13 protein-coding genes and 1 tRNA gene are annotated in these 13,285 nt (G+C 59.9%); 1 reads left to right on the plus strand and 13 read right to left on the minus strand.

Annotation, left to right across the window (positions count from 1 at the left end; all coding sequences use genetic code 11):
• Positions 1–901: 901 nt before the first annotated feature.
• The 13 genes from B2589_RS01445 to rpsU all read right to left on the minus strand — a co-directional run bounded on the left by B2589_RS01445 (position 902) and on the right by rpsU (position 11,995).
• Positions 902–1,225 carry a hypothetical protein gene (locus B2589_RS01445; protein WP_286815383.1) on the minus strand — a complete coding sequence of 108 codons (324 nt, stop codon included), beginning with the start codon at positions 1,223–1,225 and terminating at the stop codon, positions 902–904.
• A gap of 2 nt (positions 1,226–1,227) precedes the next feature.
• On the minus strand, positions 1,228–1,605 hold the full coding sequence (locus B2589_RS01450) for a hypothetical protein (RefSeq protein ID WP_286815384.1): 378 nt from the start codon (positions 1,603–1,605) through the stop codon (positions 1,228–1,230).
• 307 nt (positions 1,606–1,912) lie between these two features.
• On the minus strand, positions 1,913–3,460 hold the full coding sequence (locus tag B2589_RS01455) for a YfjI family protein (RefSeq protein WP_286815385.1): 1,548 nt from the start codon (positions 3,458–3,460) through the stop codon (positions 1,913–1,915).
• Entirely contained in the window at positions 3,460–4,443 is a 984-nt protein-coding gene (locus B2589_RS01460) for a toprim domain-containing protein (protein ID WP_286815386.1), read from the minus strand. The genes B2589_RS01455 and B2589_RS01460 overlap by 1 nt, the downstream gene beginning before the upstream one ends.
• Positions 4,440–4,667, minus strand: coding sequence for a helix-turn-helix transcriptional regulator (locus B2589_RS01465; protein WP_286815387.1), 228 nt, complete (start codon positions 4,665–4,667; stop codon positions 4,440–4,442). The genes B2589_RS01460 and B2589_RS01465 overlap by 4 nt, the downstream gene beginning before the upstream one ends.
• A 144-nt stretch (positions 4,668–4,811) precedes the next feature.
• Positions 4,812–5,681: a hypothetical protein gene (locus tag B2589_RS01470; protein ID WP_286815388.1), complete on the minus strand. Its 870-nt coding sequence runs from the start codon at positions 5,679–5,681 to the stop codon at positions 4,812–4,814.
• 96 nt (positions 5,682–5,777) lie between these two features.
• On the minus strand, positions 5,778–6,038 hold the full coding sequence (locus B2589_RS01475) for a hypothetical protein (RefSeq protein ID WP_286815389.1): 261 nt from the start codon (positions 6,036–6,038) through the stop codon (positions 5,778–5,780).
• Positions 6,035–6,271 (minus strand): hypothetical protein, encoded by a 237-nt coding sequence (locus tag B2589_RS01480; protein ID WP_286815390.1) that lies wholly within the window; start codon positions 6,269–6,271, stop codon positions 6,035–6,037. The genes B2589_RS01475 and B2589_RS01480 overlap by 4 nt, the downstream gene beginning before the upstream one ends.
• 17 nt (positions 6,272–6,288) lie before the next feature.
• A complete protein-coding gene (locus B2589_RS01485) occupies positions 6,289–7,527 on the minus strand; it encodes a tyrosine-type recombinase/integrase (protein ID WP_286815391.1) in 1,239 nt (412 codons plus the stop codon).
• A 246-nt stretch (positions 7,528–7,773) separates the two neighbouring features.
• Positions 7,774–7,850, minus strand: a tRNA-Ile gene (locus B2589_RS01490).
• A gap of 60 nt (positions 7,851–7,910) precedes the next feature.
• Positions 7,911–9,758: an RNA polymerase sigma factor RpoD gene (rpoD, locus tag B2589_RS01495; RefSeq protein WP_058339905.1), complete on the minus strand. Its 1,848-nt coding sequence runs from the start codon at positions 9,756–9,758 to the stop codon at positions 7,911–7,913.
• A gap of 117 nt (positions 9,759–9,875) precedes the next feature.
• Complete coding sequence (gene dnaG / locus B2589_RS01500) at positions 9,876–11,627, minus strand: DNA primase (RefSeq protein WP_286815392.1); 1,752 nt, start codon at positions 11,625–11,627, stop codon at positions 9,876–9,878.
• Positions 11,628–11,779: 152 nt separating this feature from the next.
• On the minus strand, positions 11,780–11,995 hold the full coding sequence (rpsU, locus tag B2589_RS01505) for a 30S ribosomal protein S21 (protein WP_007153483.1): 216 nt from the start codon (positions 11,993–11,995) through the stop codon (positions 11,780–11,782).
• Between the two features lie 234 nt (positions 11,996–12,229).
• Between rpsU and tsaD the strand changes: the two genes are divergently transcribed.
• A complete protein-coding gene (gene tsaD / locus B2589_RS01510) occupies positions 12,230–13,285 on the plus strand; it encodes a tRNA (adenosine(37)-N6)-threonylcarbamoyltransferase complex transferase subunit TsaD (protein ID WP_286815393.1) in 1,056 nt (351 codons plus the stop codon).

Raw genomic sequence — 13,285 nt, forward strand, 5'->3', positions numbered from 1 at the left:
AGAGGCATTCCTACCGCAACTAGTGGGCTTGGCCAAGAGGGGTTTTAAGAAGATGCGGGTAAGCTATTGAAAATAATGGTGGGCCCAGCTTCCCCCGAAGTCCGGCTGTAACTGTCTGATAATTCTGCGGGTGGTTGTCTGGGGTGTTCGGAAATACCCCCATAAGTACCCCCAAAAATAACCGGCTACCCCCGGCAGTCTCCGGAACTCATACGGGCAAAATCCAGCGGCGTACCCCCTCGAAAAAAGTTTCCTTATTTCTCCCGCGCAAAAATCTGGCTAGGGCACGCGGTCGAGCCCTTGGGAGCGTCAGGGATTTGACCGCCCCCCGGTATCAACAACAACCGGCCCGGCTCCGGTTCCGTATGTAGCGCGGTTCCGGGCTCTGCGCTACCCACTGCGGCCCTAGTCTGGGAGTACCTTTTCTGTCCAGGCAAACCGGCAGCATCGTCAGCAGTGAATCCAGTAATGGCGCGGGTTTGTGTGCGGTGCTGGTGGCGGCCCAGTGGCCCCGAAAAACTGACAGAAACCGCGTGGTTGCCCCGTCCCGGCGGTTGGCGGTAGGTGCCGGGGGCCCCGGCAATCAGACACCAACAACCGCTATATGCTGTAAAAAACTCTCGAAATCTGCGGTTCTGCGCCCCCGTACAGCTCTGGCCCGCCGGAGTACCTTGGGGTTTGTCCGCCAGCAGGGTGCGGCTGTGTGGTTCGCCACGTTCGCCAGTGCTTCAGGCAGGCAGGGCGGGGCTTTGTGGTCTGTGGTGGTGAAGGCCATGGGCCCCGGATAATTTGCCAGAAAGTGCGGTTCTGCGCCCCCGTGGCGGGTTGCCCGCTTACAGTACCTTGGGGTTATCCGCCAGCAGGGCCCGGCTTGTTGTGGGTGATCCGCTGGCGGTAGCGCTTACCCCTTGGTGTGCCCGGCTTGGGATAGCAGGGCTTGCAGGGTTTCGTGAATGTATCCGGCACACAACCAGGCGTCAGGGTTGGTCATGGGGTCGTGCCAGCAGTCCCGGTGCTCCTCCAGGTCTTGCAGCAGGGCGGCCAATACTTGGCGGGTGGTGGTGTCGATCTGGGGTTGATAGCCGGGCGGTGTCGCCAGCAGCAGCGGGGCGGCCCTCATGTCCTCCATTGAATAGGGGCAGGGGGTAGGCTTGGCCCGGCTGCGTAAGGTTTCTTGTGCGCTCCGTAGCCGGTGGGCAGGGTGTAGCGGGGTTACGTTGGTCATGGTCATTGCTCCGGCTGGTCTGTGTTCTGGTATGCCTGAAGGTAAGCCCGGCGAAGTGCCGCACCGGTGTAACAGTAGCGGCCTTGTGGTGCGTTGCAGGCAGGGCAGGCCATGGCGTGATTCAGAAATGATTCATGCGCGGCCCGCCATGCCTGTTCAAGCTCTTTGCCTTGCCGGGCCTTCTGGCGGTTTCTGGCGGTGCCCTGGCGTACCAGTTGGGTAAGGTGGTGCTCTACGTCGTGTAGGGGCTTGCCGTGGGCCTCCATCAGCCTGAAGTAATCCGCCAGCCGGGCCCGGTCATAACCGGGGCAGTTCTCGGCTATGGCCTGCATATCGTCATCAGACAGAAGGGCCCGCAACATATGGGCGTCAGCCTTCAAGGTTGTGGCTATCTCCATAAGAACGGTATCGGGGTTCTGTCCATTCTTCCCCGCAAGGGTCTGCGGATTTTGCGGATTTGCGGAAAACTCCCGGCAGCCCTTTGTTTCCGGGGGTTCGCTGGCTTTTGGCGTTTGCGGATTTTTGCGGAGAGTTGCGGAAAAAATCCCGGGCCCGCAGTTATCCGCAGTTTTCCGCAAACCTTCCGCAAGCTCTCCGGCCCGTGGTTGTGGGCTTTCCGCAGTTTCCGCAGAATCCGCAAGGGGTGGCGTTTGGGCTTTCCGCCGTTGCCTTATCGCTCCCATCAGATCAAACATTGTCCGGGCCCTCCCTCAGCTTCCAGGCGCGGGGTTTGTTGTTGGGGCCAGTGACGGAAACAAAGGCGTGGCCATAGTCCACCAGAAGGCTCAGCAGCTCCCGTGCTTTGGTGGCTTTTCGGTAGGCAGCCGGTAGTTTCTTGAAGCCATCGGCGCTCAGCTCTCCCCCGTTCTGCCTGATCCAGTCCGCCAGCTCTCGGGCTTCATGCTCGGTCGTGCTGTGTGCGGCTTCCTGCGTTCGCTGGATCATGGTTAGCAGGTAGTACTGCATCAGCTCGGCGGCCCGGTCGATATGCTCCGGGGTTGGTGCTGACCGGGTTTCAACGTAGGACAGGACAGCAGCGATCCGGGCGGCGTTGTCGGCAGCTTTGGCGGCAAACTCCCGTATTACGGACAGCTCCCCATGCGGTGACAGCTGTTCCTCTATGGAATCGTGCACAGTTACCCAGGCATCAAAGGCGGGCCCGGCAATGGACAGGGTTTCCGGCTCCAGCTCCCCGGCTTCATCAGTGGGCAGGGGCTGGCGGATAAGCTCCCCCAGGGCGTCCCAGAAACGGGTAATAGCCGGGTCACTGGCGGCGCTTTCATCGTTGGCGCGGCCTGATAAGAAGCGACTACCCACCAATGACCGGTCACTGCATACCAGGAAGCGGGCAAGAAAGCCTTGCCCCATCATCAGGCGGTCTGACAATACTTTGTCAGCGATAACCGGCTGTATCATCAGGTGGGCAGCCAGGCGGCGGCCTGCCAGTACGCCAGACTCCCCGGCCCCTGCTCTGGTGCGGGTGATGGGCTTCCCGTCCCATAGTTGGGAGAGCATGGTAATAATCCGGCCCTTGGCCTCGTCTGCCATGCCGTGCCCGCTGAAAAATGCCCCGCCTTCATCCGAAAACAGGCCAGCGGTAGCCAAGGCATCAAGGAAGTGTTTATAGATTCCCTCTGCGGTGGGTTCTTCCATCAGGATATGGGGGCGCGGTGGCGGGGTTGGCCGGTTCTTTTCCAGCTCCGCCAGGTCAGCCGATAGGGCTTGCTGCTCGTCATGGGTTAGCGGGCGGGGTTTCTTGCCGCTTCCCTTGTAGCTCCCCACTATGCTCTTGTAGCGCATTTCGTGGGCTTCCAGATCGGCCCGGTATTCCGCCATCAGGGTTTCATATTCTGCCCGGCGCTCTGCCTGATATTCATAGATGGGCTTCATAGCCTGGCTATCGAGAGAACTCTTACGCTCCCCGCTGGCGGCTATGGTCAGACAGTACAAAGTTGTGGGGCTTGTCCCTACGTTGCCCTTCTTTACGTTGGCGTGGCCCTGTACCGCCAGCGAAGTAACCGCCAGGACAGATTGGGCGGCCATGCCTAGCGGGGTTTGAACGTAATAGGCCAGGGCCTTTGCCGCGTTGCCCAGCAGCTCCCCCAGGGCGTCCACGGGGTAGGGTGGCGGCGGGGTTCTTCCTGCCAGTGGAATAGGGGCTGTATCAATACCCGGCAGCGGGGCGCTTAGGTTGGTTCTGGGGTCTGTCGCTGTGATGGGCGGCTGTTTGGTCATTACCGCCCCCCTTGCCAGTTGTGCAGATCATTGAAGTCTGACAAGTGCAGCGGTGCAGCTGGCGGCCATTCCGGCAGGGCGAACCGTGCCCCGGCAGCCAGCGCGGCGGCCCTTGCGGCTGCGGCTCCGGGGTTGCCCGGTGTCTGCCGGTCATCATCTCCGCACACAATCAGGTCAGCATCAGGCCAGCGGTTACGGGCTCCAGTGGTAACGGTCTGAAGGTTGCCGCAATCCACGGCGGCCAGTACCAGGGCGGCGGGGTCTATCTCTGCCAGGGTGCAGCCGGTGGCCCAGCCTTCACAGATCAATACGCGGGCGGGATAGTCGGGGCCATCCACTACGATGAAATTACCGGCCTTCTTACCGCCAGCCATCAGCCGTTTATCCCCGGCCTCGTCTATCGTTTGCAGGCTCCATGCTTTGCCGTTGAAGTCCGCCAGCAGTAACACAAGCTCCCGGCCTAGCTGGCGGGCTCTGTGGGGCTGTATGCCTTTGCGTTGCAGATACGGGTGCAACGGGTCTGCCGGGGTGCAGGAATGCCAGTGGCGGGCGGCTGCGGCTGCTCTGGCTTCCCATTGCCGGGCCTGTTCTTCCTCCCTGGCCCGTTTGGCTTCCGCCATCCGGCGCTTCAGTTCCCGGCGCTCGGCAGGGTTCAGGGTATCCCCGGTTCCGGCTACCCACTTTGTTTCAGCTCCGGTGCTCCAGTCTCCGGCGATAACGACAAAGGGCAGGCCCCGGTCATGGTAGGCAATCAGCCAGCCGTTTTTACTGCGGGGCTTGCTGGCGGTGCCAAACCGTACCGGCTTGCCTTCAGCATCAGCCAGCCGGGACAGCAGGGCGTCAGGGTTGGCCGGTTCTATGCCCGCTTCCAGCAGGGCGGCGCGGATTGAATCCAGGCGCTCGGCATATCCGCCAGCAGTGGCGTTGCTATACTGGGTTTGGGTCTGGTGCCTTGCCCCTTCGGGGGCGGGTGCCGTTTTCATGCCTGGCCCCCTTCCATGCGCTCAGCAATCCAAGCCCTAATTAACGGCTCCGGCCAGGCCACGGCGCGGGCCCCGATTTTTACGTTTTTTGGGAAGGTGCCAGCGGCCATGCCTTCATAGATTGCGCTGCGTCCAAGGCCGGTAATAGCCTCCACTTCCTTACGGCGCAACATGCGGTCAATGTGCTGGCGGGTGGTGTCTACGGTTTGCGGTTGTGCGGTCATGTCGGATTACCCCTTGGTTCCGGTTAGGTTCGGGGCAATCCTCTAATTGCTGGCGGTGCTGAAACAGGTGGAAGGGGTGCAGGGGTTTTGCTCAAAAACTGGCGGGCCGCCAGTAAAATCAGGCGGTTTAAGGGTGTAGGGGTTCTATTTTCTTCCTCCTTTTCGGGCCCAGTCCGGGGTAATCATGGTGGCCCCGGCGTCTGCTAACTTACCGCTCATCCCGTGGCCCTCCAGCCATGCCACAACCTGGCCCCGGTCTGGTCTGGTGCTTCGATCCCTTGGGGTGGCGTTTGTCCAAAACAAGCGCCAGGCATCAAGCAACAAGCCTATATCCTCCGGGGTGTTGTCAGGGAATGCGGGCATAGGTTCGCCAGCGTGTTCAGCGGCGTTGCCGGGTAGCAGGGCCTCTAATTGCTCGGCGGTAATGCCTAACAAAGCATCATTCGGCAGGGCGGCAAGAGGGGTTCTAAAAAAATACTCACGTTCTTCATGGGTTTCTACAAAGTAAATCCAGCGGGCCATTAATTGGGGTTCGTCAGATTTTGCAGCGGCTATAAGTTGCGAGGGGTCGAAGGTGTCCGCCTTCAGCGATAACCGCCACCAAAACCGGAATAGGGCCCGGTTTGTAACCATGTAAGACAATGTCGATTGTCCGCTTTCGACTATTACGCGTTCTCCGGGTTGCCAGGCCAGGAAGGGCGGCCCATTGTCATTCAGGGGGCATACCCGCAATTTACGGCCCCGGCTTTCTTCGGCATCGTAAAATTCAACGCGTGCCCCGGCGGGCGCAAGTTCCGGGGCGGTAGGCGACGGGAAATCGTGGGCGTAGGCAACAAGTTCGCCGGTTTCTCCGGGGGTATCGGCAAACGTTTGAAGGGTTAGGGTAACGGCTCCTTCTTCAGCCATTTGCAGCAGATTGGCAACGGATACCGGGCGGCGGCCCTTTGTGCCTTCGGTAAGGTAGTCGGCAGCTTCCGTCAGGGTGTACCAGGATTTTCTAATCAGTGGTTTCATTGCGCCCCCTTCAGCGCCCCTATGTGGGAAGGCCGCGCCAGGCGGGTAGGGTGCCCGCTTTTCTCCTGGCCGGGATAGGCGCGGCCCAAACTGGTTTTATGCTGCGGCTGTAATGGCTGCGTAGTGCTGGCGGATTGAAGCGGCGGCGGCTTCCGGTGTGCTGGCGATATGCTCCCCGGCTACCGGGAAAGCTCCGCCCCCATCGGTAACGGCTGCATACTGTCCGCCAGCCCGGCGAACCACGGTAAAGCATGGGCCCGGCAGATCCGCCAGCGCGGCCCAGGCATCAGGGGCGGTCACTGTCCTGCGCTCTCCGGTGGTGAAGCTTTCGACTGTGTAACGCTGCGTTGTGGTCATTGCTGGCGGGCCTCTGTCAGTGCTTTCAGGGTGGCGGTGGTCTCTGTGATTCCGTCCTGAAGGTCTCCCATGTTGATTTGGGCTTGCCAGACTAAGGCGGCCACCTTATCAGCGGTTATACCGTCTATGCCTTCACCTTGGGCGGTTTCCAGGTATAGCGACAAGGCGTCAAGAATGGCGGTTGTTCGGGTGTGTGCGCTGGTCATCATATCTATGCCGGTGGTGTCGAGCATGGTGGTTCCCCCTTGGTTTATTTGCTGGCGGTCTGGTGGATCGGTGTCACGTTGTTGTCTGGCTTCTTCAGGTTGTCCAGGTAATCGGCCCATTGCTGCATCATGGCCTGGCGTTCAGGTAGCCAGGTTGTCCGGTTGTAGGCTCTGCCGTGTACGTCCCTTACCCGGTGGGCCATCTGCATTTCTATGATTTCCGTTCGGAAGCCCAGGCGCTCGGTAAGTACCGTTTTCGCCATGGCCCGGAAGCCGTGGGCAGACATGATGCCCTGAAGCTCCAGCCGGTTAAGGGCCCCTGTAATGGCGTTCTCACTCATGGGGCGGCCCTTGCCTGCTCCGCTCGGGAATACCCATTCACGCTTGCCGTTAAGCTCTTGTAGCTCTTTCAGCAGGGTGATTGCCTGGCGGGCCAGTGGAACAACCAAGGGTTCCCCGTTTTTCGTGGTGTCCGTTGTCCAGGTGGCGGCGGGCCAGTCGATTTCATCCCAGCGCATTTGGCGAAGGTTGCCGGGCCTCAGAAACAGGTACGGTGATAACTTCAGGGCCAGGCATACCGTAGGGCTCCCCCAGTAGGTATCAATCTTTTTGAGCATGTCCGCGATTTCGTCAGGGGTGGTCACTGCGGCGTGGTGCTTTACGTTTGGCGCGGGAAGAATGCCCCGAAGGTCTGCGGTAACGTCCCGCGTTGCCCGGCCTGTACTCACGGCGTAACGGAAAACCTGGCCTATCAGGGTTTTCAGCCGGTGGGCGTTGTCTACGTGGCCCTTGCCTTCAATCTCTCGGAGTATCGCCAGAACGTCCGGCGGCTCAATCTCAGCCATGGGGCGGCGGCCTAGTTTGGGGTAGGCGTACATTTCAAGGCGGCGTTTGTTTTTGGGGTATGTGGTGGCCCCTACGTTTTTCTTGTGTACGTGCTCCAGCCATTCCAGGGCAATGCCCTTGAAGGTGGTAACGGTTGCCTCTACCCGTTCGGCTTTCTCTCGCTGGCGGTGGGTCACTGGGTCGATATTGTCCGCCAGCAGGCGCTTTGCCTCGTCGCGTTTGGCGCGGGCTTCCTTCAGGGAAACGTCAGGATATACCCCCAGGGCTAACAGCTTTTCTTTTCCGCCATAGCGGTATTTCAGCCGCCAGTACCGGCCCGCTTTCTGAATGTCCAGATACAGCCCGGCCCCGTCCGCCAGCTTGGTGCGCTTGCCGTATTTGCTGAATGTGGCGTGTTTTACAGCCGTTTCCGTCAGCTTGTTGGCCGCTCTGGTCATGGGTTTGGCCTCCATGTTGGGGGTATTTTTGGGGTCAAAATCCGGGGCCCGGCCCAGATACCCCCAACGATACCCCCACCTATCGGCGGTTTCTAGCGGTAGTCTGTGGAACAATTCAGAACAAAGGGCGGGGCTTTGTGGCTGGCCTTTCAGGCTGTAGGCCAGTAACGGCGGGGCTTTGCGGGGTGTTTTGTGTTCCGGTGAAGTCCGGTAAAAGCGGGGTAAAGATTACAGAAATTTAAGAAATGGTGGGCCCAGCTGGACTCGAACCAGCGACCAAGGGATTATGAGTCCCCTGCTCTAACCAACTGAGCTATAGGCCCGGAAAGCAAAACGGGCGCCATTATACCCGCGAGGGGTGGCGCCCGCTACTGTGTTGCGGATTAACCGTTGCCCTGATCGTCAATAAAGCCGCGCAGGTGATCGGAGCGGGAAGGATGGCGCAGTTTGCGCAGGGCCTTGGCTTCGATCTGACGGATACGCTCACGGGTTACGTCGAACTGCTTGCCGACTTCTTCCAGGGTGTGGTCGGTGTTCATTTCGATACCGAAGCGCATGCGCAGCACCTTGGATTCGCGAGCGGTCAGGCCGGCCAGCACGGAGCGGGTCGCTTCGCGCAGACCTTCGGCGGTGGCGGAATCCACCGGCGACAGGGCCTGGATATCTTCGATGAAATCGCCCAGATGGCTGTCTTCATCGTCACCGATTGGCGTTTCCATGGAGATCGGCTCTTTGGCGATCTTCAGTACCTTGCGGATCTTGTCTTCCGGCATTTCCATGCGCTCGCCAAGCTCTTCCGGTGTGGGCTCGCGGCCCATTTCCTGCAGCATCTGGCGGGAAATACGGTTCAGCTTGTTGATCGTCTCGATCATGTGCACCGGAATCCGGATAGTGCGGGCCTGGTCCGCGATAGAGCGGGTGATGGCCTGACGGATCCACCAGGTGGCGTAGGTAGAAAACTTGTAGCCACGACGGTATTCAAACTTGTCGACGGCCTTCATCAGGCCGATGTTGCCTTCCTGAATCAGGTCCAGGAACTGAAGGCCACGGTTGGTGTACTTCTTGGCAATGGAGATAACCAGACGCAGGTTGGCCTCGACCATTTCTTTCTTGGCACGGCGGGCCTTGGCTTCGCCGATAGAAACGCGACGGTTGATTTCCTTGATGTCGACCACGTCCAGGTCCACTTCGGTCTGCACGTTCTGGATGCGTTTCTGCAGGCGTACGATTTCGTCAATGCGCTCGCCGATGGCAGCGGCGTATGGCTTCTTGGTGGCGGCGATTTCTTTCGCCCACTCAAGGTCGATTTCGTTGCCCGGGAACCACTTGATGAAGTCTTTGCGGGGCATTTTGCAGTCGCGTACGCAGATCTGCATGATCGCCCGCTCGTTCTCGCGCACCAGGTCGTTGGTGGAGCGAACCACGTTCACCAGCTCGTCAAACGCCTTGTTGGCCAGTTTGAACGGGGCGAAAACCTGGCCCAGTTCGTTCAGGGCTTCCTGGGTTTTCTTGTGGCCGCGGCCGTGCTTGTCCAGGGCCTTGTTGGCGGCGTCGAGCTTTTCTTTCAGCAGTTCGAAGCGCAGGCGGGTCTCTTCCGGATCCGGGCCGTTGTCGTTGTCGTCATCGCTGGAGGTGTCGTCGTCATCGTCATCGCTGTCGGAATCGTCCGAAGAGGTATCTTCGGTGGTTTCTTCGCCCATGAACGGCTCGGCGTCGTCCGGGTCAAGGAAGCCGGTTACGATGTCGCTGATGCGGCCTTCGTTCTCGATGATGCGGTCGTAGGCCTGGATTACGGTGCCAGCTGTGCCCGGGAAGTGGGCAACGGCGGCCATGACGTCGCGGATGCCTTCTTCGATGCGCTTGGCGATAACGATTTCGCCTTCGCGGGTCAGCAGTTCAACAGTACCCATTTCGCGCATGTACATGCGCACCGGGTCGGTGGTGCGGCCGGCGTCGGTTTCCACGGCGGCAAGGGCTGCGGCGGCTTCTGCGGCAGCGGCTTCGTCTGCGGTGGAATCGCCTTCGGTCATCAGCAGGGTATCGGCGTCCGGTGTTTCTTCGCACACCTGGATACCCATGTCGTTGATCATCCGAATAATATCTTCAACCTGGTCCGGGTCTGCGATATCTTCCGGCAGGTGGTCGTTTACCTCGGCGTAAGTCAGGTAACCTTGTTCCTTGCCTCGTGCGATGAGGTCTTTCAAACGTGATTTCTGCGAATTGCCTGACATAGACACCCTGTGAACTCGCTTTTAAAAAGGAAAAAAGTTAAACAGCCATTATAGCTGTCGCTTGGTTTTGCTGCCACCAACCGGTTAGATGGTGATCAATTGCGATAGTTTCAAGTTTTACTCCCCGGCTTTCGGGTTTAACGTGCCCGCGCTGAGGGTTCTCAGCTCTTCCCGCTGTTCCGGGGTGAGCGTTGCCAGGTTCCGGAGCAGGGTTGCCAGTCTTTGCTGGCGCGCGGCTTCTTCGTTCGGGCTTAACAGCTCTCTGGCAGCAGCCAGTGTGCTTTCCCGTGCCGGTATGTGCTCCAGTCCGTCGAACAGGTTGTAGAACCTGTCGCGGGCCTGCTTATCGGTTGCCAGTCCCGCTACCAGTGCTTTGCGGGTCTGGATGTTGTTTTCCAGCAGCCAGCGGGCCAGTCGGCCGGCCTGCTCCAGTTGCCTTGTGCGGTCGGCCAGGGCTTTCACTTCCGTGGCCAGTTCCGGCGCCTCCAGCAGGGCCAGGCACAAGGTGCTGTCTTTGCTGAGCTTTACGTCAATGCGTTCTTCTGAAGGCCGGTTCTGGCCTTCGTTGCGCCAGCCCTGGGCCTTGTGGTTCTGGCCTTGCTGGCGGTTCTGCCACTGGTTGCGGCCGCCGCACAGTCGCAGCATTTCGTGCCACATGGCGTCCCGCAGCGTGCTGCGGGGCATTTTGTTCAGTAGCGGCTCGGCCCGGGCTCTCAGTTCGCCCCGGTGTTCCGGCAGTTGCAGGTCGAGCCCTTCGCTCTGGCGGTCAAACAGGTAGCGCGAGAGCGGAGTGGCGCCGTCTATGCGTTTCTGGAAGGCCTTGGCACCCTCTTTTCGGATCAGGGTGTCCGGGTCTTCGCCTTGCGGCAGCATCAGGAACTGCAGATGCAGGCCGTCTGCCATCAGTTCCAGGGCATTTTCCATGGCCCGGTCGGCAGCACGGAAGCCGGCCTGGTCGCCGTCAAAGCAGAATACGATGTGTCTTACCTGCCGCAGCAGGGCGTTTAGGCTGTCCTGGTTGGTCGCTGTGCCCAGGGTAGCAACGGCGTAGTGAATGCCGTGCTGGGCCAGGGCGATCACGTCCATATAGCCTTCCACCACCAGCAGTTTGTCCAGCTGGCGGATGGCTTGCCGGGCCTCGAACAGGCCGTAGATTTCACGGCTCTTGTGGAATACGTCCGATTCCGGCGAATTGATGTACTTGGCTTTGTCGTCGCCCAGTGTGCGACCACCGAAAGCGACGGTTTTGCCCCGGGTGTTCCGGATCGGGAACATTACCCGGTTGCGAAACAGGTCTCTGGGGCGGCCGTATTGATCGGAAACCGTCCGGGTTTCAATCAGCGGGCCCTTCAGATCTTTCGGGGCTGCGTCGTAAAGGGCGGTGCCTGTGCCCGGGGCGAAGCCGATCTGGTATTGCTGGATAATCGAATTATCCAGTCCGCGCTGTGTCAGGTAGTCCCTGGCGTAGGCGCCTTGCTGGCCGGCCAGGGCCGACTGGTAAAAGCGATTGGCAAAGTCCAGCGCGTCGGTCAGCGTCCGGGCTTGCTGCATTTCCTGCCTGGCGGCCTTGTCGTAAGGCACTTCAAGCCCTGCGCGCCTGGCCAGTTCTTCCACTGCTTCGGTAAACCCGAGGCCCTCGAACTCACGAACGAAGCTGATGGCATCGCCGTGGGCGCCGCATCCGAAACAGTGATAGAAGCCTTTGTCTGGCCGAACGTTGAACGAAGGTGTTTTTTCGTCGTGGAACGGGCAGCAGGCTTTGTAATTTGCGCCGGCTTTTTTCAGGGTAATGCGGGAACCGATCAGCTCCGCCAGGTCGATACGATCCAGCAGGTCTTCAACAAATCGTTGAGGGATCAGTCCGCTCATGGTGGCTCCACTTCAGCCTGGGTGCCGGGGTAAAACGCTATTCACCATAGCCAAAAATGCCGCCGAAGCCAGGCCTCGGCGGCATTTTCAGTTTGCCGGGTAGGGCGAAACGCCGTTCCGGCAATCAGTCTTGCTGTCGATGCGTTCTGAACTCAGTACAGACGCTCGAACTTACGCTGCTCACGCTGAAGCTTCTTGAGATGACGCTTAACGGCGGCAGCTGCTTTGCGCTTACGTACAGCGGTCGGCTTCTCGTAGTGCTCACGACGACGTACTTCAGACAGTACACCGGCCTTTTCGCAGGAACGCTTGAAGCGACGCAGTGCTACATCAAACGGCTCATTCTCTTTCACTTTAACAGCTGGCATTCGAAAATCACCTACCTGATAGATTCGGTTTCAATTGGTTCCGCCGGCCTTTGCCATGCGGGCTCGATCCCTGGTCAGATTGGCTAAAACTCGACCAGTGCTAATTTAGGGCGGCAATGATAACGGCTGGGCCTGCCGAGGTCAATCATTGTTCAACGAAACTGCCGGAGGCTTTCGGGTTTCTGCTAAAATGCCGCCAGCTTTCATTTCTCCTCCTGCGGATACGGCCTGACTATGCTGATTCTTGGTATTGAAACCTCCTGCGACGAAACCGGCGTTGCCCTGTTTGATGACGAGCAGGGGCTGCTGGCCCACGCCCTGTTCAGCCAGATTGACATGCACGCCGACTACGGCGGGGTAGTGCCGGAGCTGGCCTCGCGGGATCACGTGCGCAAATTGTTGCCCCTGTGCGACCAGGTGCTGGCCGAGGCCGGCAAAACCCGCAAGGATCTCGAGGGCATTGCCTACACCGCCGGCCCGGGCCTGATCGGCGCGTTGATGGTGGGCGGCTCGGTGGCCCACGCCCTGGGTTTTGCGCTGGATATTCCGGTACTGGGTGTGCACCACATGGAAGGCCATTTGCTGGCGCCCATGCTGGAAGAAAATCCCCCGGAATTTCCGTTTGTGGCGCTGCTGGTATCCGGCGGCCACACCCAGCTGGTGCGGGTAGACGGCATTGGCGAGTATGAAATGCTGGGCGAATCGGTAGACGACGCCGCCGGTGAGGCTTTCGATAAAACCGCCAAGATGCTGGGCCTGGATTACCCCGGCGGCCCCCGGGTGGCGGCGCTGGCCGAAAAGGGCCGCGATGGCATCTACCGGTTTCCGCGCCCGATGACCGATCGCCCCGGCCTGGACTTCAGTTTCAGTGGCCTGAAAACCTTTACCCTGAATACCGTGAATGCTGCCCGGGATAACGGCAACCTGGACGAGCAGGTAAAAGCCGATATCGCCCTGGCCTTCGAAGCGGCGGTGGTGGACACGCTGACCATCAAATGCAAGCGGGCACTGGAGCAAACCGGCTGCAAGCGGCTGGTGATTGCCGGTGGCGTGAGTGCCAACAAGCGGCTGCGGGCCGGGCTGGAGAAGATGGCCGCCAGGCTGCGCGGCTCAGTGTTCTATGCCCGCCCGGAATTCTGTACCGATAACGGGGCCATGATTGCCTACGCCGGTGCCCAGCGGCTGAGGGCCGGGCAACGTGACGGTGAGCGGATTGTGTCGGTGCCGCGCTGGCCGATGAACACCCTGCCGGCGGTGAATGAGCCCCGGGCTAACGGCCTTGTAGACTGA

Source organism: Marinobacter sp. UBA3607, from assembly GCF_002375525.1.
Classification (GTDB): domain Bacteria; phylum Pseudomonadota; class Gammaproteobacteria; order Pseudomonadales; family Oleiphilaceae; genus Marinobacter; species Marinobacter vinifirmus.

Excerpts from the sequence above, each read along its gene's own strand:
- B2589_RS01470 (WP_286815388.1), bottom strand. The coding sequence starts at position 5,681 with ATGAAACCACTGATTAGAAAATCCTGGTACACCCTGACGGAAGCTGCC.
- rpoD (WP_058339905.1), bottom strand. The coding sequence starts at position 9,758 with ATGTCAGGCAATTCGCAGAAATCACGTTTGAAAGACCTCATCGCACGA.
- B2589_RS01475 (WP_286815389.1), bottom strand. The coding sequence starts at position 6,038 with ATGACCACAACGCAGCGTTACACAGTCGAAAGCTTCACCACCGGAGAG.
- B2589_RS01455 (WP_286815385.1), bottom strand. The coding sequence starts at position 3,460 with ATGACCAAACAGCCGCCCATCACAGCGACAGACCCCAGAACCAACCTA.
- B2589_RS01465 (WP_286815387.1), bottom strand. The coding sequence starts at position 4,667 with ATGACCGCACAACCGCAAACCGTAGACACCACCCGCCAGCACATTGAC.
- B2589_RS01445 (WP_286815383.1), bottom strand. The coding sequence starts at position 1,225 with ATGACCAACGTAACCCCGCTACACCCTGCCCACCGGCTACGGAGCGCA.
- dnaG (WP_286815392.1), bottom strand. The coding sequence starts at position 11,627 with ATGAGCGGACTGATCCCTCAACGATTTGTTGAAGACCTGCTGGATCGT.
- B2589_RS01480 (WP_286815390.1), bottom strand. The coding sequence starts at position 6,271 with ATGCTCGACACCACCGGCATAGATATGATGACCAGCGCACACACCCGA.
- tsaD (WP_286815393.1), top strand. The coding sequence starts at position 12,230 with ATGCTGATTCTTGGTATTGAAACCTCCTGCGACGAAACCGGCGTTGCC.
- B2589_RS01460 (WP_286815386.1), bottom strand. The coding sequence starts at position 4,443 with ATGAAAACGGCACCCGCCCCCGAAGGGGCAAGGCACCAGACCCAAACC.
- rpsU (WP_007153483.1), bottom strand. The coding sequence starts at position 11,995 with ATGCCAGCTGTTAAAGTGAAAGAGAATGAGCCGTTTGATGTAGCACTG.
- B2589_RS01485 (WP_286815391.1), bottom strand. The coding sequence starts at position 7,527 with ATGACCAGAGCGGCCAACAAGCTGACGGAAACGGCTGTAAAACACGCC.